Source organism: Cupriavidus sp. 2KB_3, from assembly GCF_052115685.1.
GTDB lineage: Bacteria > Pseudomonadota > Gammaproteobacteria > Burkholderiales > Burkholderiaceae > Cupriavidus > Cupriavidus campinensis.
In genome coordinates this window covers 1-20,317 of record NZ_JBFRHD010000018.1, presented here as the reverse complement: position 1 = coordinate 20,317, position 20,317 = coordinate 1, and the positions used below count along the sequence as shown (strand labels likewise).

Here is a 20,317-nt window from a genome sequence, read left to right as displayed (position 1 = left end):
CAGCAAGAGGGTCAGGGCGATGGCGCGTTTCATGTGGGGGACTCCGTATGCGATTCGCTCGGTGGCGGTTCGCGTTGAACACGGCTTCACTGTAGCGACGCACCCCGGCTCCGCGCGGTTGCACTTGTAAGGCTGTCTTCGCGCCGGATGCGGCGAAAAAGCCTCCCGGAGACCTTCTCCCATCGCCCGCCAGCCCTTGTCTGGCAAGGCCTGGCGGCGAAGTGACGCCTACGCCCGCGCCGCGGTCCGCCGGCAGGCCCAGGGTAATGTGGCGTTACATCGGAAATGTCTGCTGCAAAGATTTGCTAGGGCAGCGGCGTGCACCGGGCGCCGATCGAAGGCTGTCAGCCTTGATCGATGCCGCCACGTTTTGCGCAGAAACGGGTACGCTTCAACCTGTGCGCCCCGCGCTTCGGGCTTCCCCGCAACGGTGCGCACCCCGCGCCGACGCCCTCGGCGGTCTCCGAAAACGCCCCACGGTGCGTCATCGGCAGCCGATTCCGGGGCCGCGCGCGTGGCACGAAGCTTGCGCCAGTCTGTTCGCCGTATTCCCGAGGGAGGACGTCATGCCGGTCATGTTCATCGTGCTGATCCTGCAGGCGCTCGAAGGCCTGAGCCCGCTGTCGGTGCCGCGTTTCGCGCGGATGCAGTTCGAAGACAGGGGCGATGCCGTCGCGGTCATGGAGCGCTCCAGCGTGCCGTGACCTCATCCGCCGTTCTCTCCGGGGCGAATTCCAACGACCAACGGAGGGAACATGAATCGCAGTGACGTGACCGATCTGATCATCGAAGCCAAGGTCAGGCGCGGGATTTCCTGGGCGCAGGTGGCCGAGCGCGTGGGCAAGAGCAAGGAATGGACAACGGCCGCGTGCCTGGGCCAGATGGTGTTCGACGAAGCCGGCGCCCGCGCCGTGATGGAGATCTTCGACCTCCCCGCCGAAGCCGAACCGTGGCTGCGCACCGTGCCGTACAAGGGCTCGCTGCCCACCCAGGTCCCGACCGATCCGCTGATCTACCGCTTCTACGAGCTGGTCAGCGTGTACGGCACCACCTTCAAGGCGCTGATCCATGAGGAGTTTGGCGACGGCATCATGAGCGCCATCGACTTCCGCATGGACCTCCAGCGCGAAGCGGACCCCAACGGGGACCGCGTCCGCATCGAGATGTCCGGCAAGTTCCTGCCCTACAAGACGTATTGAAGGGCGCCGGGGCGGGCAGGCCGCCCCGGCATTTCCGTGTGTCGGATCGCACAGAGGCCGCGCGCCTTCCCTCGCCAGAATGCAGGAAACTGCCATGCGGCAACCCTGGGGGAGACACGGGCCATGCAGATCACCTACGACAAGCAGACCATCAACGCGTCCAACCCGCTGGCGCGCTTCGCGCACCGGAGCCGGATCGCGCTGGGTCTCGGCATGGTGTCCGCCCGCTGCCCGCACGGCGGCACGGTGGTGGACTTTGGCGCGGGGCCGGGGCTGTTCCTGCACCGGCTCGGGCAGGCGCGGCCTGACCTGTCGCTGGCCGGACTCGACCCCTACAAGACCCCGGACTACCCCGAGATCCGCTATCTGGCGGAGATGGACGCCCAGCCCAGCGACTCGGTGGACATGCTGACCGCCTTCGAAGTCTGCGAGCACCTCTATGCGGACGAGGTGGACACCTTCCTCGACGACGCCCTGCGCATCCTGCGCCCCAGCGGTACGCTGATCATCTCGGTGCCGGTGATGTACGGCGTCGCCATCGTGCCGAAGCTGCTCAACGGCATGGTCAGCGAACGCACGTTACGCATGGATCATACGCCGGGCGAGGCGTTGCGGGCGCTGGTGGGACTGCCGGTCACACGGCCCGACAATCCCCGCCATACCCACAAGGGTTTCGACTTCCGCAAGCTGCGTGCGCAGGTGAGCACACGCTTTGACGTGGAAGCCGAATCCACCAGCCCACTGCGTCAGCTGCCGTGGTGGCTCAGCTCGCAATACTTCATGATCTGCCGGCCGCGCGAGGCCTGATCCACAAGCCCCGGCTCAATTTCAGCCGAAGAACTCGTTGTAATAGCGGGTGCAGTGGCCGGATTGCCGGAAGGTGTAGGGCAGTTCTGCCATGGCGGCTGCGTCGAGCGAGCCGAAGGGGATGTCCAGGTCCAGGTCGTGATGGGCGGTCTGGTCGTCGGTGCGGGAGGTCTGTTGCGGATTCACGGTAACGCTCGCTCAAGTCGATGGCGCGTTCTGGGCGCCGGGATGTCTGGAAGTTCGATGGGCGGGATCGCCGCCACGGATTGCATCCTACCCAAGCCATGCGTGCGGATCATCGGCGCGCGCCTCAAAACACTATTTCACGATCGCCATCAATCGTCGTGGGCTATCGGGGCGATAGGGTCCACCCTTCCCCCACAAAGCGCCGCCGCCTTCCCGTGACGGGTCTATAGTGGGCTGGGGAGCCGCACCGTCGCGGCGCCCATCCCCTTCTGTTCCCTTCCCCTCACCGCCAACGCCTGCGGGAGCACGCCATGACACTACCGCCGTGCTATGCCGACCGCCGCGAGGCGGGCGCGTATCTGGGCCGTCACCTCGCGGAACGCGGGCTGGGCCATACCGATGATGGCCAGCCGGTGCTCGTGCTGGCGCTGCCGCGCGGTGGCGTACCCGTGGCTTTCGAAGTGGCGCGCGCGCTGGATGGCAAGCTCGACGTGCTGCTGGTGCGCAAGATCGGCGCCGCCGGCTATCCGGAACTGGCGCTGGGCGCGGTGGTGGAGGGCGATGCCAGCGGCGGCGAGCCGCACACCGTGGTCAATGACGATCCGTGGGCGCGCCGCTCGGTGGAGTCCGGCGCCTTCGACGCCGAGCGCGGCCGCCAGCTCAACGAGATCTGCCGGCGCCAGCAGCGCTATCGCGGCGGGCAAGCCGTCACGCCGATGCAGGGGCGGCAGGTGATCGTCGTCGATGATGGCGTGGCCACCGGCGCCACCATGCGCGCGGCCCTGCTCGCGGTGCGGGCCGCCGGCGCGGCGCGGGTGGTCGCGGCGATCCCGGTCGGGGCGGCGGACGGGCTCGATACGCTGCGCGAAGTGGCAGACGAGGTGGTGTGCCTGAAGACCCCGGACAGTTTCGGCGCCGTGGGCGCCTTCTACCTCGACTTCACGCAGACCAGCGACGAGGAGGCGCTGACGCTGCTGCGCCAGGCGCAGATGTCAGCCATTCCCGGCACGGGCAGCCAGCCGGGCCTTCAGGTGCGGCACCAGCCCACCCGCCCGTAGCAGCGCGCGCAGGAAGTCCGGCATCGGCTCGCACGCCAGGTGCGTGCCGTCCTCGAGCCGGATGCGTGCGCCGTCCAGGTCCAGCGTGGCGCGCGTGCCATCGGCCAGCAACGCCGCCTGCGCGCACACCATCACCGGCAGGCCAAGATTGAGCGCGTTGCGATAGAACAGTCCCGCGAAGGACGGCGCGATGACGGCGGCCACGCCGAGGTGGCGCAGGGCCTGCGGGGCCTGCTCGCGCGAGGATCCCATGCCGAAGTTGTTGCCGGCCACGACGAGGTCGCCGGGGCGCACGGACGCCGGAAACTCCGGCCGCAGCGCGGCCAGGCAATGCTGGGCGAGTACGTCGATGCCGGCCTTCATATAGGTACCGGGCGCCATGGCGTCAGTATCGACATCATCGCCAAAGCGCCAGATCCGGCCGGCGTGCGGCAGGGAGAATTCGGGGGCGGGGGGCATGTGAAACGTTGTCTGTCTTCGGTTTTCTGGTTCTTTTTGGGGACGACGGAAACGACGGGAACGACGGGAACGACGGGAACGACGGATACGGCGTGTTCAGGCGAGCAGCGTGCGTGGGTCGGTAATGCGCCCGGTCACCGCGCTGGCCGCCACGGTCAGCGGCGAGCCCAGCCAGACTTCGCTGCCGGTATCGCCCATGCGTCCCGCGAAGTTGCGCGCGGTGGAGGCGATGGCGTGGCTGCCGGCCGGGAAGCGGCTCGCGCCATAGCCGGCGCAGGCGTTGCAGGCGTTGGGCAGCAGGGCCGCGCCGGCATCGGTCAGCACCTGCAGCGTGCCCTCGCGCGCGGCCTGCTCCTGGTCTCGCAGGGAGGCCGGGGCCACGCGCAGCGACACGCCAGGCGCCACCTTGCGCCCGCGCAGCACGCTGGCGGCCAGGCGCAGGTCTTCGAGCTTGGCGCCGGTGCAGGCGCCCAGGTAGGCAATCTCCACCGGCTGGCCTGCGCTGAGCTCCACCGGTGCGCTGTTGGCCGGCGAATGCGGCGCGGCCACCTGGGGCGCGAGCGTGCTGGCATCGAAACGATGGGTGGCCCGTACCGGCGCGCCGGCATCGCTGCGCAAGTGGCGGATGTCGATGGCGGCCAGCGTGGCGGCATCCACGCCGGCTTCGGCCAGCCACGCCAGGGTGGTGGCGTCCGGCGCGACCAGCCCGGTCTGCGCGCCCAACTCGGTACTCATATTGCAGAGGGTCATGCGCTCCTGCATCGGCAGGGCGGTGACGGCGGCGCCGGTGTACTCGATGGCCTCGTAGTGGCCGCCGGCCATGCCGAGCTGGGCGCACAGGAACAGCATCATGTCCTTGGCGCAGACGCCGGTGCCCAGCGCGCCGCGCCAGTCGATGCGGATGGTCTGCGGCACGCGCAGCCAGATCTCGCCGGTGGCCAGCACGCCGGCCATTTCGGTGGCGCCGATGCCGAACATGTAGGCGCCGAACGCGCCGCCGGTGGGCGTGTGGCTGTCGCCGCCGACGATGAAGCGCCCCGGCAGCACGTGGCCCTGCTCGGGCAGCACCACGTGGCAGATGCCCTGGCCATCGATAAAGTTCGAAATACCGGCCTCACGGACCCAGTCGCGCGTGAAGCGGACGATGGCTTCGGCGTCGGGGTCGGCGGCCGGCACGTAGTGGTCGGTCACCACCACGAAGCGCGAGGGGTCCCACACCTTGACACCCAGCTCGCGCAGCAGCGGCGCCACGCGGCGCGGGCCGCTGGAATCGTGCGCCATCGCCAGGTCGACCTGGCACATCACCACCGTGCCCGGCGTGACGTGCGCCACGCCAGCGGCGCGGGCGACGAGCTTCTGCGCCAGCGTGGCCGGCGGGGGCGTGGGAGGCTCGGCGGCGTGGCCGCTCGGGCGCGTCATTCCGGCTGGGCCCCCGAATACTTCACCACGCTGGCCCAGCGCTTCACGTCCTGCTTGACGAAGGTGGCGAAGGCGTCCGGCGCCATCGCGCTCGGCTGGGCGCCGTCGTTCTCGAGCCGCTTGCGCACCGCTGGCGACTCCAGCCCATGGCGCGCGGCCTGATACAGCGCCTGGGTCACCTTCGGCGGCAGGTTGGCCGGCCCGAACAGGCCGAACCACGCGCTGGACTCGAAGCCCTTCACCGTCGCGCCAATCGGCTGCGCGCCCGGGAACTGGGGCAGCGGGGCGGGGCTGGTCACGCCCAGCACCTTGAGCTTGCCCGCCTTCACGTGCTGGGCGACGTTGAGCGTGCTGGCGAACATCAGGTCCACCTGCCCGGCCAGCAGGTCCGTGATGGCCGGCGTGGTGCCCTTGTAGGGGATGTTGACGATGTAGGTGCCGGTCATCATCTTGAACATGTCACCGGCCAGATGCACCGACGAGCCGACCGAGCCGATGCCGAAATTGAGCTTGCCCGGTTCGGACTTGGCCAGCCGGATCAGTTCGGGGATGTTGTTGGCGGGCAGTTTCGGCGTGGCCACCAGCACGCTCGGCACCGTGGCCACCAGCGTGATCGGCGTGAAGTCCTGGATCGGATCGAACGGCAGCTTCTTGTAGAGCGTGGCGTTGATGGTATGGCTGGTGAAGCTCATCAGCAGCGTGCTGCCATCGGGCGCGCTCTTGGCCACCATGTCCGCCGCGATATTGCCGCCGGCGCCGGGGCGGTTCTCCACCACCACCGGCTGGTCCAGCGACTGCGACATTTCCTGGGCGATGGTGCGCGCCAGGGTGTCCGTGGTGCCGCCGGCCGGCGCACCCACGAGGATGCGGATCGGCTTGCCGCCGGCCACCGCGGCGTGCGCGCCGGCGGGCAGGGCGAGCGCCACGCACAGCGCCGCCGAGGCCGAGGCCATCAGCGCGGCGGGGGTGCGGAACAGGCGGGAAGTCAGGCGAAGAACAGCAGCGCGGGCGGGCGGACAGGCAGGCTGGCAAGCGGGCTGGTGCGCGCGCGGGCGGACGACTGGCATGACGGTAGCTCCTCGACAGTGTGATCAGGAGTGCGCAGTATCGCCCGGAATCCGCCGCGCGCGGCAGTGGACAGGAGGGGGGTCAGTCGCGCAGGCCGGTGCGGGTCTCGTTTTCCACCCACACGTTGGCGCTGTCTCCGCCCATCGGCGACAGGTCCATGCGGTACTCATAGCGGTCGGGCCGGTACTGGCCCAGCAGCAGTTGCACCGGGCGGCCGGCCTTGTCCAGCACCACGCGGCGCACGGCCAGCAGTGCCCCACCCACGGGTACGTCGAGCAGCGGGGCCACCACTACGTCGGCCAGGCGCGCGGTCAGCACCTGGCTGGCGCGGCCAAGCTCCACGCCGGCGGCTTCCAGCAGGCGCAGGATCGGCGTGCCCTCCAGGTCCTTGCGCTGCAGCGGGCGGCCCAGGTCCACGGGCAAATAGACAGTGATATGCGAGAGCGGACGGTCGCGGTAGTGGCGCACGCGCACGATCTTCACCACGGGGTCGCCCGGCTCGAGCTTGAGTGCCTCGGCCACATCGGGGGTGGCGTGCACTTCGTCGATCGAGATCACCTTGACGGCGGTCTTCTCGCCCATGTCAATGATGTTGCCGAGCAGGCTGGTGGTGCGCTCCTCGGTGGCGGCCGGCTTCACCGGATGCGGGTTCACGAAGGTCCCCAGGCCACGGTGACGCCGCACGAGACCTTCCTGCACCAGGCGGTCGAACACGCGGCGCATGGTCACGCGGGAAGCGTGGAACTGCTTGGCGAGGTCGATCTCGCCCGGCAGCGGGCCCTGCCCGAAACGGCCTTCCACGATCTGCTGGCGGAGGACTACGTAAATCTGGTGATACAGGGGAACGACGGCTTCACTCATGGTTTCCCTTGCGGATGCGCTGACAAGTCCTAGACGAGACTAATGTACGTTAAATCAGACATAGAGCCTAGCATGAAACAGGCCGGCGGCGCTCTGCGCACTCCGCGCGCCCGCATTTGTTGCGGTCCCGCATCGTCGGCGCGGCGCGCGCAAGAAAGACGTGCCGCCGGGCGGGATTCCCTCTGAAAGCCGGTGCTCACGTCGCACTGACGCGGTCACCCGGGGCGGGATTCCTATCAGGGATTGCAATTCTTGACATATCCGACACTTCGCGCAGGCCATGTGATTGCGTAGCGGTCACCTCGCCCGGGCTGTTTCACCGCCGCAACGGGGCGCTGCGCTGCGGGGTTCCCCTAGGCACCGTGCCAAGCTGCTGAAAAATCACGGTTTTTTCCGGTTCGCACGGAGCACCCACGCTGCTATGCGGCTAGCGGTGTCTCAACGCTGTGACATGTCTACTGCGGTTCACAGCATCGCAGCATCATCGGCGATGGGTTGCCGCGCGAAAAGTTCCCTGTCACCGGGTTGTAGCCCTTGTATTTCAAAGGATTACACGGCGCGACGCGCCCGCTGGCACTGTTTGTGCGCAAGGGGAGGCTGGTCTGGCCCCGTGCCGGACCTGAACCTCCAGCCGATGTTCTCGAGAGCGCCGGCCGGAGGCTGAGCCGCAGCACAAACTTCCTGGGAGCATCGTATGAAAAAGACTTTACTGGCGTCGGCGATTACATTGGCCTTCTTTGGTAGCCAGGCCTATGCGAACCCGACAACCAACAATGACTCGGGCGAGGGCGACAACACGCAGACCGCCACCGCAACTTCCACCCAAGGCGATGGCGCCAACGCCAACGAGAATTCCACTGCGACTCAGGACAACAGCACCACCACCACCAACAAGACTTCCAACAAGACGGCCACGCTGACGTCCAACAGGACGTCCACCCGCGTCAGCACCCGCGTGACCCAAAGCGTGGATGGCTGGGGTAATGCGGCGGCGGCCAACGGCGGCACGGCCACGTCGTCGATCGCCAATTCCTTCAACTCGACCAAGGCCATCGCCGTCAGCCGACTCAGCGGCACGGTGTCCGGCAATACCATCAGCAACATCGGCAACTATGCCACCAACAGCGGCAATGCCAATGGCGCTGCGGGTGGTGCGGGCGGCCGTGGCTATGGTGGCACGGGTGAAGGCGGCAGCGGCGGCAATGGCGGCAACGGCGGCAACAGCGGCAATGGCGGCTCGGGCGGTTCGGGCGGCAGCGCCACCAACGGCAGCGCCACGGCTGGTGCGGCCACCAACGGCGGCGCAACCGCCGGTGACGGCGGCCGCGGCGGCAACGCCAGCGGCTGGGCCGGTGATGGCGGCAACGCCCGCTCGAGTGGCGGCAGCTCCCTCAGCGCCAGCCTTGGCGTGGGTGGCCGTGGCGGCTCGGCCCTTGCGGGTGCCGGCGGCGGCTACAGCGGCGCGATTGGCGGCGACGGCGGCCGTGGCGGTGGCGCACTGGGCGCTGGCGGCAGTGCATTGGGCGCCGGTGGCAAGGCGCTGGGCGCTGGCGGCAGTGCACTCGGCGGCAGCGCAGCCCTGGGCGGCAGCAGTGGTGCGGGCTCCAGCTCGGGTAACGAGAAGGGCGGCGGCGCAGGCAGCACCAGCTCGGCCACGGCCGGCGCTGGCGGCGCAGGCTCTGCCGGTGCCGTAACGGCGAGCGGCGGTGCCGGCAGCGGCACGGGCGGCTCGGGCTCCGGCACGGGCGGCTCCGGCACGGCCACGGGCGGTGCAGGCGCAGCGGGTGGCTCGGGCACCTCGACGGCAGTGGGCGGAACCTCCACGGGTTCGGGCGGCGCCGGCGGCGCAGGCACGGGCGGTGCGGCAACGGCCACGGCTGGCGCGGCAACGGCCACGGGCGGCGCGGGCGGCACGCAAACCAGCACTGCCGGCAACGGCGGCGCGGGCGGCACGGCCACCAATGGCAGCTCGAGCACCCTTGCTTCGAACGGTAGCGCCACGGCCGGCAGCGGCGCAGTGGGCGCCGCATCGGGCACGGGCGGCGCAGGCGGCGCAGGCGGTGTGGGCAATGGCGGCACGGGCGGCACCGGCAACGGTGCAGTCGGCGGCGCTGGCGGCAACGGTGGCTACAACATCGTCGATGCCGGCACCTTCAACATGTCCAACACCATGACCAGCGTCGGGCAATCCGCCGCAGGCGTCATGATCGCCAGCCAGAACAGCGGTATGGCGTCGCTGGTGCAGCAAAGCGTCAACGTCCAGGCGAACGTGAATGCCGGTCGCTAAGTCCGAGTGAGTCCTCCGGCTTCGGCCGGAGGCTTGCACGGTTGGCATTCGAGATGACGGTATCCCGGCGCCTGCAAGGGCCGGGATGCCTGTTTGTCGAGGTGCCTGGGAGGTCCGGCGGCGCGGCCCGGGTGGGAGCCGCGAGGTCGGAACAAGAGGGAGACGCACCATGTGTTCGCATCGCTCCGCTGTCATGGCAGTTACGACAGCTCTCCTGGCCTGGCCGTTCGCCCAGGCCGTGGCAGGACCACCGACCGCCGAGGCATCGGCCGTGGCGGTGGCCAGCAGTGAATCTGGCGCAGCCACCGCGGTGGCCGGCGCAGCGGCGAGCGTCACGGCGGTCCAGCCGGACGCGGCACCCAGGAACAATCTGTTCGGCTCCACGGCACGCGCGGTTGGCAGCGACAAGCTGGACGGCGTACGCGGCGGCTCCGAACTCGTCGTCAACGACATGCGTCTGCACGGCACCGTGGCGGACAACGCCGCCATCAACACGCTGTCTGGCAGCAACATCGTTTCCGATGGCGCGTTCTCGAACGCGGCGGGCCTGCCCACCGTGATCCAGAACTCGGGCAACAACGTGCTGATCCAGAACGCGACCATCCTCAACGTCCAGTTCAAATGATCATGCGCCGCCTGTTGCTGGCCGCCGCCACCGTGGCGGCGACGCTGGGGAGCTTTTCCGCTGCCCGCGCCGACTACATCAACGTGCCCGCCGACGGCGGCAAGAGCTACAACGTGCCGGTCACCAGCCTCCGCGAGGCCCGGTATCGCAGCACCATCCGCCAGCAGTTCGACTTCAGTTGCGGCTCGGCCGCCGTGGCAACGCTGCTGACCTACCAGTATGGCTACCCGGTTACGGAGCAGGTGGTCTTCGCCAACATGTATGTCAACGGCGACCAGGCCAAGATTCGGGCCGAGGGGTTCTCGCTGCTCGACATGAAGCGCTTTCTGGAGTCACGCGGGTTCCTGGCCGATGGCTACGAGCTGCCGCTCTCCAAGCTGGAGGAAACGCAGGTACCGGCGATCGTGCTGATCGTCGAGAACGGCTATCACCACTTCGTCGTGGTGAAGGGCGTGAGGGGCAACCGCGTGCTGATCGGCGATCCGGCACGGGGCACGCGCTCGCTGGAGCGGGAGCACTTCGAGCGGATCTGGGACAGCCAGCTGCTGTTCGTGATCCACAACCGCACCGAAAACGCGCGATTTAATCTGGTGTCCGACTGGCGCGTCGCGCCAACCGGACCCTACTCTTCGGGGATCAACCGCGACAGCCTGTATTTCACCGTCATGCCCAAGCATGGCGTGAACGATTTCTGAGTCGAGGAGCAGTCATGGTCCTGACAACCGCTTCACCCGCACTCCGGCGCAGAGCCGGCAGTGCGGCGGCGATGGCACTGCTGGGCGCGGGTCTGGCCTGCGCCGGCAATGCCTGCGCCAGTATGGATGTACCCATGCCGGATACGGCGATCGACATCGCGCTGAGCGCGACCGCCGATGGTCCCACCGCGCCGCAACTCCCGGCCGTGGCCGTGTCCCATGCCATCGATCTGCCAGCGATGCCCACGCAAGTGGAGCTGGCCGCCGATATCCCCGTGCCGCCACCTGTCGAGCGCGTAGCGGCACCTCCCGTTAATCCTGTTAGCCCCCTTGCCCAAGCGCCTGCGTCCGAGGAACCGGTGGCCAGGGCCCCCGCGGCGAAGCACCGCGCCGCCAAGGATCCGCTGGCAACGGCCATGACCGTTGCCACGCGCGAGCCCGACGCGCCGGTGACCGATGCGCGCGGCGGCATGGCCAAATGGAAACCGGTGGCGCAGGCGCGGCTCGACAAGCAGCGCGGCGGGTTTGACGTCGGCGGCCTGCAGGTCAGCTTCGGCATCGACCGTGCAGTGTTCGTCAACGGCGCGCTGGCCGTGGCCACCAGCATCAACATTCCCGATGTGAGCCGCATCACCGCCGCGCAGGCGCAGCAGCTGCAAGCCACGCTGGGCGGCGTGGCGGCTGCCGTGGCCAACGCCAATACCGCAGCCAACGGCGCCGTGGCGGCCGCCAATGCCGCAGCCGCCAATGCGCAGGGTGCGGCGGGTACGGCCGGGCAGTCGGCCACCGCCACGGCCAATGGCGCGGCGGCCAGCGCCCAGGGGGCGGCGGGCACGGCCCAGGCGGCGGCCAACGCAGCCGCGCAGGGTGCCAATGCCACGGCGCAGGGCGCGGCGGGCATGGCCTCGCAGGCCGTGGCCACGGCCACCGGCACGGTGGTCACCAACGGCATGACGAACATCGTGCAGAACGGTGCGGGCAACACCGCCAACGTTGGTGCGATGGCGAACATGCCGAGCACGGTGATCCAGAATACGCTTAACAACCAGAGCATTCAGAGCCTGATGACAATCAACGCCAGCGTGAACACGCTGGCGGCGTTCCGCACGCAGATGGCAAATACTGCGCTGAACAGTGTCATACAAAGGTCAGCCAGCATGAGGTAAGTCGCGAATACGCGGACAAGCGGTACAGGTTGCGGGCTCCTGCGAGACAGCCCGCCGTCCCCGGGGGAGGAAGACGTCATGAAGAAGCGTTCGCTGCAGGGCATCCGTTTTGCCGGCTGCTCGACGATGCTGTTGCTGGGTGGCATGAGCCACGCCCAGACACCGCCGGATGCGGGGCCACCGGCCGCCGCCCGGCTGGAGACGCTGCAGAAGGAACTGTCGGAGCAATCCCGGCAGCTCGAAGCAATGAAGCGCGCGCTGGCGGAGCAGGAAGCCACCATCCGCGAGCTGCGCAACACCATCAGCCCGGACGCCCTCGCGCGCAAGCGCGGCGGCCAGCGTACCGGCGCCGATGTGTCCACCAACTCGGCCGCGGCGGCCGCCGGCAGCAGCGCCACCCAGATCAACAACACGGTGCAGCAGGGCATGCAGCAGCAGGCCCAGCAGCAGCCTGCGGGGCCGGGCGACCCGCAGAACCAGGCCCCGCCAAACAACGTGGCGCAGGGCGCCCAGCAGGGCGAGTCCCTCGCCGGCGCCGAGGAGCCGGTGGGCCGTGCGCCGGTGTCGGACGGCCGTCCGCCCGAGATCGCCCCGATCTTCGACCAGCCTGGCGTGCTGACGGCCCAAGGCAGCCTGGTGGTGGAGCCGAGCTTCCAGTACGGCTATTCGTCGAACAACCGCGTGGCGCTGGTCGGCTACACGGTGATCCCGGCCGTGCTGATCGGCCTGATCGATGTGCGCGAGGTGAAGACCACCACCTACCTCAGCGCCGTGGCGTTCCGCTACGGCCTGACCAAGCGGCTCGAGATCGAAGCCAAGATCCCTTACGTCAGCTCGAAGTCGCAGACCGTGAGCCGGGAAGTCTTCACCGGCAGCGCGTTCGACAACGTGTTCAACTCCAGCGGCAGCGGCCTGGGCGACGTGGAGGCGACGCTGCGCTACCAGCTCAACTACGGCAACGAGAAGATGCCGTACTTCATCGGCTGGCTGCGCTACAAGTCGAACACCGGGCGGGATCCGTTCGAAGTGGTGACCGATTGCGTGACGCGCTGCGTCAGCAATACCACCGGCACCGGCCTGCCGCTGGGCATGCCGACGGGCACCGGCTTCCAGGCGATCCAGCCGGGCGTGACCTGGCTGCTGCCGACCGATCCGGCGGTGTTCTTCGGCACCTTCAGCTACCTGCACAACTTCGCGCGGGACAACGTCAGCCGCACCGTGCTGAACGGCGAGACCGAGTCGCTCGGCAAGATCGCCCCGGGCGATATCTTCCAGTTCAACTTCGGCATGGGCCTCTCGCTGAACGAGCATGCCTCGTTCAGTATCGGCTATGACCAGAGCATCATCTGGCCGACCAAGCAGAACGGGCAGACCATTCCGGGCTCGGTGCGCATCACGCAGGGCACGCTGCTGGTGGGCTATTCGTACCGCTTCAATCAACGCTATACGCTGAACCTGTCGGTGGGCGCCGGCCTGACCCGCGACACCCCCGACCTGACCGTCACGCTGCGCCTGCCGATCACATTCTGACGCAGGCAACTACCGTGAGTGACGCGCGGCGCGCATGCGCGATGTTTCAAGCGCGCGTCACCACGGAGCGTGCCGCGGCGCGCCTTGCACTCGATCCGCGAACGGAGTAGAACGAACCTATCCCGTCCCGCCGACGGATACCCAAGCCGGGGCGGCCTGAGCCTGAAGAGGAGACAAGCCATGCGCAAACGCATCTTCTGGTTGTTGCCCGACCTGCCAAGCGCCCGCCGCACCATGGACGACTTGCTGCTGGCCCGCATCGAGAATAGCCACATCCATTTCGTGGCGCGCGATGGTTCCGACATGACCGGATTGCACGAGGCGAACCTGTTCCAGACCTCCGACATCGTCCACGCCGCCGAGATGGGGCTGATGGTGGGCGGTGGCGTGGGGATCGTGGCCGGCGTGGTGGTGGCGATGTTCCCCATCGTCAGCGACACGCCGCAGTGGGGCCTGGTCGGCGTGCTGGCCGTGCTGGGCGCCGTGTTCGGGGCCTGGGCCTCGAGCATGATCGGCAGCTCGGCCCCCAACAGCCGGCTGCGTGCCTTCGAGAAGGACATCGAGGCGGGCAAGCTCCTGCTGATGGTGGACGTGCCGCGTGGCCGCATCGAGGAAATCGAGATGCTGCTCCAGCGCGCCCATCCGGAAGCCCGCTTCGCCGGGATGGACCCCGCAGTGCCGGCGTTCCCCTGAGCGCATCCAGGGACCTTTCCCGGGACGCTTCCCGGGACGCTTCGCTGCATTGCAACGCTTAGCCTGCGCGCCCCCGTGGCGCGCCACGGCGCACGGCTTGTCGTGCGCCATGCTGCGGCCACACCCGCGCCGTCACCCGGAGCATTCCGGCAAACGGTGTGCTGCCGCAGCAACACCCCTCCCAACCCTCCCCGCCTGAATGTTTGAACATTTACCCCCGTTGAGGTAAGTTGCGGGCATCGCACGGCCGTCCCTACGGGGCGCGCCGCGTGCCGCAGCGGCAAAAAATTACTAGTCAGCCAGCAGCTTTTGGAGGGGTCACAATGAACGCAAGGAGCTTTGCGTGCGGCATGCTTGCCGCCACGCTGGGGTTGGTCGCGCCCGTGGCGGTGCACACCGCGCACGCGGAACCGGGGATCAGCAAGGGCACCATCCGCATCGGCCAGTCGGCTGGCGTGACCGGCCCGGTGGCCGGCTCGGTCAAGGAGCAGATCGCCGGGGCGCAGGTCTACCTGAAGACCATCAACGCCAACGGCGGCGTGGCCGGGCGCCGCATCGAACTGGTGACCTACGACGATGGCTTCGACGCCAAGCGCACGCCGGACAACGTCCGCAAGCTGATTGCCGAGGACAAGGTCTTCGCGCTGTTCATGGTGCGCGGCACGCCGCAGAACGAAAGCATCCTGCCGATCATCGGCGCGGAAAAGGTGCCCCTGGTGGCCCCGCTGACCGGCGCCATCACGCTGCACCGCCCCGTCAACCGCTACGTGTTCAACGTGCGCGCCAAGTACCAGGACGAGGTGGCCCGCGCCATCAACCACCTCGCCACGTCCGGCATGAGCCGGATCGCCATCTTCTACGCCAACGACGGCTTCGGGCAGGACGTATTCGAAGGCTTCACCACCGCGCTCCAGGCGCGCGGCGTGCAGCCGGCGGCGTCGGCCTCGTTCAACCGGCCGATGGGCGATATCGGCCAGGGCGTGGCCAACGTCCACAAGGCCAATCCGCAGGCGGTGATGGTGATCGGCTCGGGCTCGGAAGCTGCGCGCATCATCAAGGAGCTGAAGCGCGCCGGCAGCGAGTCGCAGTTTGTCACGCTCTCCAACAATGCCGCCGACTCGTTCATCAAGGAACTGGGCGACGACGGGCGCGGGCTGATCATCACGCAGGTGGTGCCGGGCATGAACTCCAGCCAGATGAGCATCGCCAGCGAGTACCGCAGCATGGCCAAGGCCCAGAACGTGGAGCCGAGCAACGCGGGCATGGAAGGCTTCATGTCGGCCAAGGTGCTCGTGGAAGGGCTGCGCCGCGCCGGGCCGGAGCCCACGCGCGAGAAGCTGGTGGCCGCGCTGGAAGGGCTGCGTGACTACGACCTCGGCGGCATCCTGATCAGCTACAGCCCCACGCGCCACACCGGCTCGTCGTTCGTCGAGATGTCGATCGTCTCGTCCACGGGCAAGCTGATTCGCTGACGCATCAGAGACCCCCGGCGCCATGCCGGGGTGTTTTTCCGGCTGCTGCGCTGCGGTATAGTCGCCGCATGCCGATTTCCACCGCAGTCTCTCCGTCCCCATTTTCGCTCGATGGCCGCGTCGCGCTGGTCACCGGCGGCGCGCAGGGCCTTGGCCGCGCGATTGCCGCCGGCCTCGCCGCCGCGGGCGCCCACGTGCTGGTCTGCGCCCGCAGCGCCGACCGCGTGGCGGACACCGTGGCGCAGTTGCAGGCCAGCGGCGGCAGCGCCGAGGCCCTGCCGCTCGACATCACCGACGAGGCAGCCGTCGCCGCCACCTTCGCGGCCCTCGCCACCCGGCCGGGCCGGCTCGACATCCTGGTCAACAACGCCGGCACCCGCAACCGCGCCTCCATGGCCGACCTCGACGCCGGCGACCTGCGCGCGATGCTCGAGACCAACCTCGTCGCCCCCTACACGCTGTGCCGTCACGCCGCGCAACTGATGCAGCGCGGGCAGTACGGGCGCATCGTCAATGTCTCGTCGATCGCCGGACAGGTGGCGCGCGCCAACGACGTGCTCTACCCGGCCACCAAGGGCGGGCTGGACGCCCTCACGCGCGCCATGGCGGCAGATCTGGGCCGCCACGGCATCACTGTCAACGCCATCGCGCCCGGCTATTTCGCCACCGAGCCGAACCAGTCGATGGTGGCCGACGGCACGGTCGCCGAATGGCTGCGCAACCGGACTTCGCTGGGCCGCTGGGGCCAGCCGGACGAAGTGGCCGGCGCGGCGGTCTTCCTCGCCTCACCGGCCGCGTCGTACGTCAGCGGGCAGGTGCTGGCCGTGGACGGCGGCTACCTCGGCCACTTCTGACGCAGGCAGTCGATCATCGCCGCGGCGGCGGCTGAATCGCCCCGCTCCTTGAGCCGCACCAGGCAGATGTCGCGCACCAGCGACGGCATCTGCAATGGCCGCACCGCCAGCCCCTCGCGCCGGAACTGGAACAGCGCCAGCGCCGGCACCACCGACACCCCCAGCCCCGCCTCCACCAGCGCCGCCACGGTGGCCAGGTGCTCCACCTCCATCACGCCATTGACCCGCAGCGGGTGCAGCGCCGCATCCAGATGCTGGCGCACGCTGCTCGTGCGTGACAGCTGGATGAACGGCAGCCCGGCCAGCGCCTGCGGCGCGATGCGCCGCTTGGCCGCGAGTGGATGGTCGGCCGGGCAGACCAGATGGAAGTTGTCGTGCACCAGCGGCTCGATGCGCAGGTCGGCATCCTGGGCCGGCGCCGGGGCCAGCGCGAAGTCCGCCTGGCCGCGCCGCACGAGGTCGATGCAGCCATCGGCCAGCTGGTCGTGCAGTTCCAGCGAGATGCCCGGGTAGCGGCGATGGAAGTCGGCGAGCAGCGGCGGGAGGTCGCCGCCCGCCAGCGAGGGCAGGGCGGCGATGGCAACGCGGCCCTTGCGGCGCTCGGCGTGGTCGCGCAGGTCCTCGAACGCCGTCTCGAAATCGGCCAGCAGCCGGCGCGCCACTTCCTCGAAGCGGCGGCCATCCGCGCTCAGCTCCACATGGCGCGTGGTGCGCTCGAACAGCCGGCTGCCGGCCTGCTCCTCCAGCGTCTGCACCAGCGTGCTGAAGGCCGACTGGGAGAGGTGGCACGCCTGCGCCGCGCGCGTGAAATTGCGGTGCGTGGCCAGCGCCACGAAGGCGCGCAGGTGCTTGACCGACAGGTTCGGGATCATGGCGGGCTGGATTTATCCACGGAACCGATAGATTAATCCAAATGATCTGTTTGATGGTGGGGCTGGCGCAGCCTAGAATCGGATCGCCTTGTCCCCTCTTTTCGCGATCGCCCATGACTGCTCCCCTGCTGATCGGCTCCGGCGCCGGCTTCTCCGGCGACCGCACCGATGCCGCCCTGCCCGTGGTGCGCACGCTGATTGCCGCCGGTGGCCCGGCGGCGCTGATTTTCGAGACGCTGGCCGAACGCACGCTGGCGCTGGCGCAACTGGCGCGGCGCAGCGATCCCGAGCACGGCTACGAGCCGCTGCTCGACCAGCTCCTGACGCCCGTACTCGGCCTGTGCCTGGCCAACGGCATCCCCATTATCGGCAACTTTGGCGCGGCCAACCCGCGCGCGGCGGCGCGGCGCATCGGTACGCTGGCGGCGCAGCTTGGGCTCGAAGCGCCCCGCGTGGCCGTGGTGGAGGGGGATGACCTCTCGCACGACGCCGGCCGCGCCGTGCTGCGCGGCATCGTGGGCGCGTCCTTCCCGGAAGCGCGCTTTGTCTGCGCCAACGCCTATATCGGCGCGCGCGGCATTGCCGATGCCCTGCGCGACGGCGCCCAGGTCGTGGTCTGCGGCCGCGTGGCCGACCCCGCCCTGGCGGTGGGGCCGGCCATGGCGCACTTCGGCTGGGCCTGGGACGACTGGGACCGCCTGGCCGCCGCCACCATGGCCGGCCACCTGCTGGAATGCGGCGCCCAGGTCAGCGGCGGCTACTTTGCCGATCCGGGCATGAAGGACGTGCCGGACGTGCACGCGGTAGGCTTTCCCATCGCCCAGCTGGACGCCGACGGCGGCATCGAGATCTTCAAGGCGGCCAACACCGGCGGCTGCGTGGACCTTCGCACGGTGAAGGAGCAGCTGCTGTACGAAGTCCACGACCCGAGCGCCTACCTGACGCCGGACGTAGTGGCCGACATCGGCGCCGTGACCGTGACCCAGCTCGGCCCGGACCGCGTGGCGGTGCGCAACATCCACGGCCACCCCCGGCCCGAGCAGCTCAAGGCCAACCTGTTCTATCAGGGCGGATGGTTCGCCGAAGGCGAGATTTCCTACGCGGGGCCCAACGCGGCGGCGCGCGCCCGGCTGGCGGCCGACATCCTGCGCAAGCGGATGCAGGGCCTCGGCCATGACGTGCCGATCCGCTTCGACCTGATTGGCGTGCTGAGCGTGTTTGCCGACGATGGCGGCGCCATGCTGGCGGCGCCCCAGCCGGGCGAGGCCGCCGCGCAGGACGTGCGCCTGCGCGCCGCGCTCGCCCACGAGGACAAGGCGGTGGCCCAGACGCTGCTGCGCGAGGTCAACGCGCTCTACACCTGCGGCCCGGCCGGCGGCGGCGGCGTGCGCACCGCGCTGCGCGCGCGGCTCAATGCGATGTCGTGCCTGGTGCCGCGCGATGCGGTGTCGCCCACCCACGTCCTCGTTGCCTGACCGGAGACCGCCATGACTGCCACCGCTACCGCTCCGCTCTACCAGTTTGCCCACGGCCGCACCGGCGACAAGGGGGATCGCTCCAACATCAGCGTCATCGCCTACGACGCGCGTGACTTCGATCACCTCGTGACCCATGTGACCGAAGACGCCGTGCGGGCCCTGTTCGCCCACCGCCAGCCCACGGCGGTGAAGCGCTACGTCGTGCCGTCCATCCAGGCGATGAATTTCGTCATCGATGGCGTGCTCGACGGCGGCGTCAACGACGCCCTCAATCTCGACACCCACGGCAAGGCGCTCGCGTTCCTGCTGCTGGGCCTGCCGATTCCCGTGCCGCCGCGCCTTTGCGTCGGCACTTCCTGATCGATTTTTCGCTTCCTTCTGATCCAGCGACCTCTTACAACAAATCGAGGAGACAACGATGTACGGATTCCGCAGCCCGCTTACCCTGGTCGCGCTTGCCTGCCTGGCCCTGCCGGCCGGTAGCGCCTGGGCCGACTACCCCGACAAGCCGATCCGCTTCGTCGTGCCGTTCGCGGCCGGCAGCGCCACGGACCAGCTTGCGCGCGCCGTGGGCCAGGCCGTCACCGTGGACAGCAAGGTCACCGTGGTGGTGGACAACAAGCCCGGCGCCAACGGCTTCATCGCCGCCAGTGACGTGGCCAAGGCCAGCCCGGACGGCTACACGGTGCTGATCACCACCAACACCACCCACGCCGCCAACGAGCACCTGTTCAAGAAGCTGCCCTACGACCCCGTGAAGGACTACGTGCCCGTGACGGCGCTGGGCCGGGGCGGCCAGATCATGGTGGTGAACCCGCAGGTGCCGGCCAAGACCGTGGGCGAGTTCATTGCGCTGGCCAAGAAGGAGCCGGGCAAGCTGAGTTTCGGCAGCGGCAGTTCGTCGTCGCGCATCGCGGGGGAGCTGTTCCAGCAGATGGCGCACGTGCAGCTGCTGCACGTGCCGTACAAGAGCAATCCGCTGGCGATTACCGACCTGCTCGGCAACCAGATCCAGATGATGATTACGGACACCGCCACCGGCCTGCCGCAGGTGAAGTCGGGCAAGCTGCGCGCGCTGGGCGTGTCGGGCAAGGCGCGCTCGCCGCTGGCGCCGGACGTGCCGACCATCGATGAGGCGGGGGTGAAGGGCTACGAGATGAGCTACTGGTTCGCGGCCTACGCACCGGCCGGCACGCCGCCGGCGGTGGTGACCAAGCTCAACCAGCTGCTGGTGAAGGCGGCGAAGAGCGACACCGCGTCCACGTTCTATCAGTCAACCGGGACCGAGGTATTCACGAGCACGCCGGCCGAACTGGCCAAGTTCCAGGGCCAGGAATCGGCCAAATGGGGCCGGATCATCAAGTCGGCGAACATCCAGCCGGAGTAATCCGCTCACGCAGAAACGAGTACGCCCGATGTTAAAAAAGACGCCCGCCATCGTGAACTGCACCCCAAAAGTTGGACACCAACTTTTGGGGTGTTTTTTCATGTATCGGTACTCGGAGCAGTTCAGGCTGACAGTTATCCAGAGCTACCTGGACGGTCAGGCAGGCTATGGTGAGATCGCCAAACGCCATGAAATAGACAG

Annotated in this window: 21 protein-coding genes; 15 read left to right on the top strand and 6 right to left on the bottom strand. The window is 68.7% G+C overall.

The window, feature by feature from the left end; genetic code table 11:
- The first annotated feature begins 566 nt into the window (after positions 1 to 566).
- From AB4120_RS19355 to AB4120_RS19345, 3 genes are all read left to right on the top strand, one after another.
- Positions 567 to 704, top strand: a complete 138-nt coding sequence (locus AB4120_RS19355; RefSeq protein ID WP_177219904.1) for a hypothetical protein — start codon at positions 567 to 569, stop codon at positions 702 to 704.
- A gap of 51 nt (positions 705 to 755) precedes the next feature.
- On the top strand, positions 756 to 1,199 hold the full coding sequence (cynS, locus tag AB4120_RS19350; protein WP_092294258.1) for a cyanase: 444 nt from the start codon (positions 756 to 758) through the stop codon (positions 1,197 to 1,199).
- A gap of 123 nt (positions 1,200 to 1,322) precedes the next feature.
- Entirely contained in the window at positions 1,323 to 2,006 is a 684-nt protein-coding gene (locus AB4120_RS19345) for a class I SAM-dependent methyltransferase (RefSeq protein WP_244845123.1), read from the top strand.
- Positions 2,007 to 2,027: 21 nt separating this feature from the next.
- On the opposite strand, the gene AB4120_RS19340 is transcribed toward AB4120_RS19345, so the two are convergent.
- A complete protein-coding gene (locus AB4120_RS19340) occupies positions 2,028 to 2,192 on the bottom strand; it encodes a hypothetical protein (protein ID WP_187645211.1) in 165 nt (54 codons plus the stop codon).
- Between the two features lie 311 nt (positions 2,193 to 2,503).
- On the opposite strand from AB4120_RS19340, the gene AB4120_RS19335 reads away from it, so the two are divergent.
- Complete coding sequence (locus AB4120_RS19335) at positions 2,504 to 3,250, top strand: phosphoribosyltransferase (protein ID WP_149138576.1); 747 nt, start codon at positions 2,504 to 2,506, stop codon at positions 3,248 to 3,250.
- On the opposite strand, the gene AB4120_RS19330 is transcribed toward AB4120_RS19335, so the two are convergent.
- The 4 genes from AB4120_RS19330 to AB4120_RS19315 form a co-directional block, all read right to left on the bottom strand.
- The gene (locus AB4120_RS19330; protein ID WP_149138577.1) at positions 3,185 to 3,709 is read right to left on the bottom strand and encodes a LeuD/DmdB family oxidoreductase small subunit; all 525 of its coding nucleotides are present in this window, start codon (positions 3,707 to 3,709) and stop codon (positions 3,185 to 3,187) included. The genes AB4120_RS19335 and AB4120_RS19330 overlap by 66 nt on opposite strands.
- A 96-nt stretch (positions 3,710 to 3,805) precedes the next feature.
- Positions 3,806 to 5,128: a 3-isopropylmalate dehydratase large subunit gene (locus AB4120_RS19325; RefSeq protein ID WP_149138578.1), complete on the bottom strand. Its 1,323-nt coding sequence runs from the start codon at positions 5,126 to 5,128 to the stop codon at positions 3,806 to 3,808.
- Positions 5,125 to 6,195 (bottom strand): tripartite tricarboxylate transporter substrate binding protein, encoded by a 1,071-nt coding sequence (locus AB4120_RS19320; protein ID WP_149138579.1) that lies wholly within the window; start codon positions 6,193 to 6,195, stop codon positions 5,125 to 5,127. Before AB4120_RS19320 ends, AB4120_RS19325 begins: the two co-directional genes overlap by 4 nt.
- Before the next feature lie 82 nt (positions 6,196 to 6,277).
- Positions 6,278 to 7,057, bottom strand: a complete 780-nt coding sequence (locus AB4120_RS19315; protein ID WP_144201126.1) for a GntR family transcriptional regulator — start codon at positions 7,055 to 7,057, stop codon at positions 6,278 to 6,280.
- Between the two features lie 694 nt (positions 7,058 to 7,751).
- Here AB4120_RS19315 and AB4120_RS19310 point away from each other — a divergent pair.
- The 8 genes from AB4120_RS19310 to AB4120_RS19275 all read left to right on the top strand — a co-directional run bounded on the left by AB4120_RS19310 (position 7,752) and on the right by AB4120_RS19275 (position 16,379).
- Positions 7,752 to 9,344 carry a hypothetical protein gene (locus tag AB4120_RS19310; protein ID WP_149138580.1) on the top strand — a complete coding sequence of 531 codons (1,593 nt, stop codon included), beginning with the start codon at positions 7,752 to 7,754 and terminating at the stop codon, positions 9,342 to 9,344.
- A gap of 169 nt (positions 9,345 to 9,513) precedes the next feature.
- On the top strand, positions 9,514 to 9,969 hold the full coding sequence (locus AB4120_RS19305) for a hypothetical protein (protein WP_149138581.1): 456 nt from the start codon (positions 9,514 to 9,516) through the stop codon (positions 9,967 to 9,969).
- On the top strand, positions 9,966 to 10,664 hold the full coding sequence (locus AB4120_RS19300) for a C39 family peptidase (protein WP_149138582.1): 699 nt from the start codon (positions 9,966 to 9,968) through the stop codon (positions 10,662 to 10,664). The genes AB4120_RS19305 and AB4120_RS19300 overlap by 4 nt, the downstream gene beginning before the upstream one ends.
- Positions 10,665 to 10,678: 14 nt before the next feature.
- Positions 10,679 to 11,830, top strand: coding sequence for a hypothetical protein (locus tag AB4120_RS19295; protein WP_441642713.1), 1,152 nt, complete (start codon positions 10,679 to 10,681; stop codon positions 11,828 to 11,830).
- A 78-nt stretch (positions 11,831 to 11,908) separates the two neighbouring features.
- Positions 11,909 to 13,360 carry an acetate kinase gene (locus tag AB4120_RS19290; RefSeq protein WP_149138583.1) on the top strand — a complete coding sequence of 484 codons (1,452 nt, stop codon included), beginning with the start codon at positions 11,909 to 11,911 and terminating at the stop codon, positions 13,358 to 13,360.
- Positions 13,361 to 13,540: 180 nt separating this feature from the next.
- Entirely contained in the window at positions 13,541 to 14,053 is a 513-nt protein-coding gene (locus AB4120_RS19285) for a DUF1269 domain-containing protein (RefSeq protein WP_092294277.1), read from the top strand.
- A 323-nt stretch (positions 14,054 to 14,376) separates the two neighbouring features.
- A complete protein-coding gene (locus AB4120_RS19280) occupies positions 14,377 to 15,525 on the top strand; it encodes an ABC transporter substrate-binding protein (RefSeq protein WP_149138584.1) in 1,149 nt (382 codons plus the stop codon).
- A 68-nt stretch (positions 15,526 to 15,593) separates the two neighbouring features.
- The gene (locus tag AB4120_RS19275) at positions 15,594 to 16,379 is read left to right on the top strand and encodes an SDR family oxidoreductase (protein WP_149138585.1); all 786 of its coding nucleotides are present in this window, start codon (positions 15,594 to 15,596) and stop codon (positions 16,377 to 16,379) included.
- Here the strand turns inward: AB4120_RS19275 and AB4120_RS19270 are convergent.
- Positions 16,361 to 17,251 carry a LysR family transcriptional regulator gene (locus AB4120_RS19270; RefSeq protein ID WP_092294283.1) on the bottom strand — a complete coding sequence of 297 codons (891 nt, stop codon included), beginning with the start codon at positions 17,249 to 17,251 and terminating at the stop codon, positions 16,361 to 16,363. The two genes, AB4120_RS19275 and AB4120_RS19270, sit on opposite strands and share 19 nt — an antisense overlap.
- Positions 17,252 to 17,364: 113 nt before the next feature.
- On the opposite strand from AB4120_RS19270, the gene AB4120_RS19265 reads away from it, so the two are divergent.
- From AB4120_RS19265 to AB4120_RS19255, 3 genes are read left to right on the top strand one after another with little or no spacing between them, the layout of a single operon-like run.
- On the top strand, positions 17,365 to 18,726 hold the full coding sequence (locus AB4120_RS19265) for an acyclic terpene utilization AtuA family protein (RefSeq protein ID WP_149138586.1): 1,362 nt from the start codon (positions 17,365 to 17,367) through the stop codon (positions 18,724 to 18,726).
- Positions 18,727 to 18,738: 12 nt separating this feature from the next.
- Complete coding sequence (locus AB4120_RS19260) at positions 18,739 to 19,089, top strand: AtuA-related protein (RefSeq protein WP_149138587.1); 351 nt, start codon at positions 18,739 to 18,741, stop codon at positions 19,087 to 19,089.
- Positions 19,090 to 19,147: 58 nt separating this feature from the next.
- A complete protein-coding gene (locus AB4120_RS19255; RefSeq protein WP_149138588.1) occupies positions 19,148 to 20,116 on the top strand; it encodes a Bug family tripartite tricarboxylate transporter substrate binding protein in 969 nt (322 codons plus the stop codon).
- Positions 20,117 to 20,317 lie beyond the last annotated feature (201 nt).

What these genes read in the sequence shown, in the direction of transcription:
- AB4120_RS19280 (WP_149138584.1), top strand. Translation starts at nt 14,377, where the DNA reads ATGAACGCAAGGAGCTTTGCGTGCGGCATGCTTGCCGCCACGCTGGGG.
- AB4120_RS19355 (WP_177219904.1), top strand. Translation starts at nt 567, where the DNA reads ATGCCGGTCATGTTCATCGTGCTGATCCTGCAGGCGCTCGAAGGCCTG.
- AB4120_RS19315 (WP_144201126.1), bottom strand. Translation starts at nt 7,057, where the DNA reads ATGAGTGAAGCCGTCGTTCCCCTGTATCACCAGATTTACGTAGTCCTC.
- AB4120_RS19305 (WP_149138581.1), top strand. Translation starts at nt 9,514, where the DNA reads ATGTGTTCGCATCGCTCCGCTGTCATGGCAGTTACGACAGCTCTCCTG.
- AB4120_RS19320 (WP_149138579.1), bottom strand. Translation starts at nt 6,195, where the DNA reads ATGCCAGTCGTCCGCCCGCGCGCGCACCAGCCCGCTTGCCAGCCTGCC.
- AB4120_RS19335 (WP_149138576.1), top strand. Translation starts at nt 2,504, where the DNA reads ATGACACTACCGCCGTGCTATGCCGACCGCCGCGAGGCGGGCGCGTAT.
- AB4120_RS19275 (WP_149138585.1), top strand. Translation starts at nt 15,594, where the DNA reads ATGCCGATTTCCACCGCAGTCTCTCCGTCCCCATTTTCGCTCGATGGC.
- AB4120_RS19345 (WP_244845123.1), top strand. Translation starts at nt 1,323, where the DNA reads ATGCAGATCACCTACGACAAGCAGACCATCAACGCGTCCAACCCGCTG.
- AB4120_RS19270 (WP_092294283.1), bottom strand. Translation starts at nt 17,251, where the DNA reads ATGATCCCGAACCTGTCGGTCAAGCACCTGCGCGCCTTCGTGGCGCTG.
- AB4120_RS19255 (WP_149138588.1), top strand. Translation starts at nt 19,148, where the DNA reads ATGTACGGATTCCGCAGCCCGCTTACCCTGGTCGCGCTTGCCTGCCTG.
- AB4120_RS19330 (WP_149138577.1), bottom strand. Translation starts at nt 3,709, where the DNA reads ATGCCCCCCGCCCCCGAATTCTCCCTGCCGCACGCCGGCCGGATCTGG.
- AB4120_RS19325 (WP_149138578.1), bottom strand. Translation starts at nt 5,128, where the DNA reads ATGACGCGCCCGAGCGGCCACGCCGCCGAGCCTCCCACGCCCCCGCCG.
- AB4120_RS19300 (WP_149138582.1), top strand. Translation starts at nt 9,966, where the DNA reads ATGATCATGCGCCGCCTGTTGCTGGCCGCCGCCACCGTGGCGGCGACG.
- AB4120_RS19260 (WP_149138587.1), top strand. Translation starts at nt 18,739, where the DNA reads ATGACTGCCACCGCTACCGCTCCGCTCTACCAGTTTGCCCACGGCCGC.
- AB4120_RS19295 (WP_441642713.1), top strand. Translation starts at nt 10,679, where the DNA reads ATGGTCCTGACAACCGCTTCACCCGCACTCCGGCGCAGAGCCGGCAGT.
- AB4120_RS19285 (WP_092294277.1), top strand. Translation starts at nt 13,541, where the DNA reads ATGCGCAAACGCATCTTCTGGTTGTTGCCCGACCTGCCAAGCGCCCGC.
- AB4120_RS19265 (WP_149138586.1), top strand. Translation starts at nt 17,365, where the DNA reads ATGACTGCTCCCCTGCTGATCGGCTCCGGCGCCGGCTTCTCCGGCGAC.
- cynS (WP_092294258.1), top strand. Translation starts at nt 756, where the DNA reads ATGAATCGCAGTGACGTGACCGATCTGATCATCGAAGCCAAGGTCAGG.
- AB4120_RS19290 (WP_149138583.1), top strand. Translation starts at nt 11,909, where the DNA reads ATGAAGAAGCGTTCGCTGCAGGGCATCCGTTTTGCCGGCTGCTCGACG.
- AB4120_RS19310 (WP_149138580.1), top strand. Translation starts at nt 7,752, where the DNA reads ATGAAAAAGACTTTACTGGCGTCGGCGATTACATTGGCCTTCTTTGGT.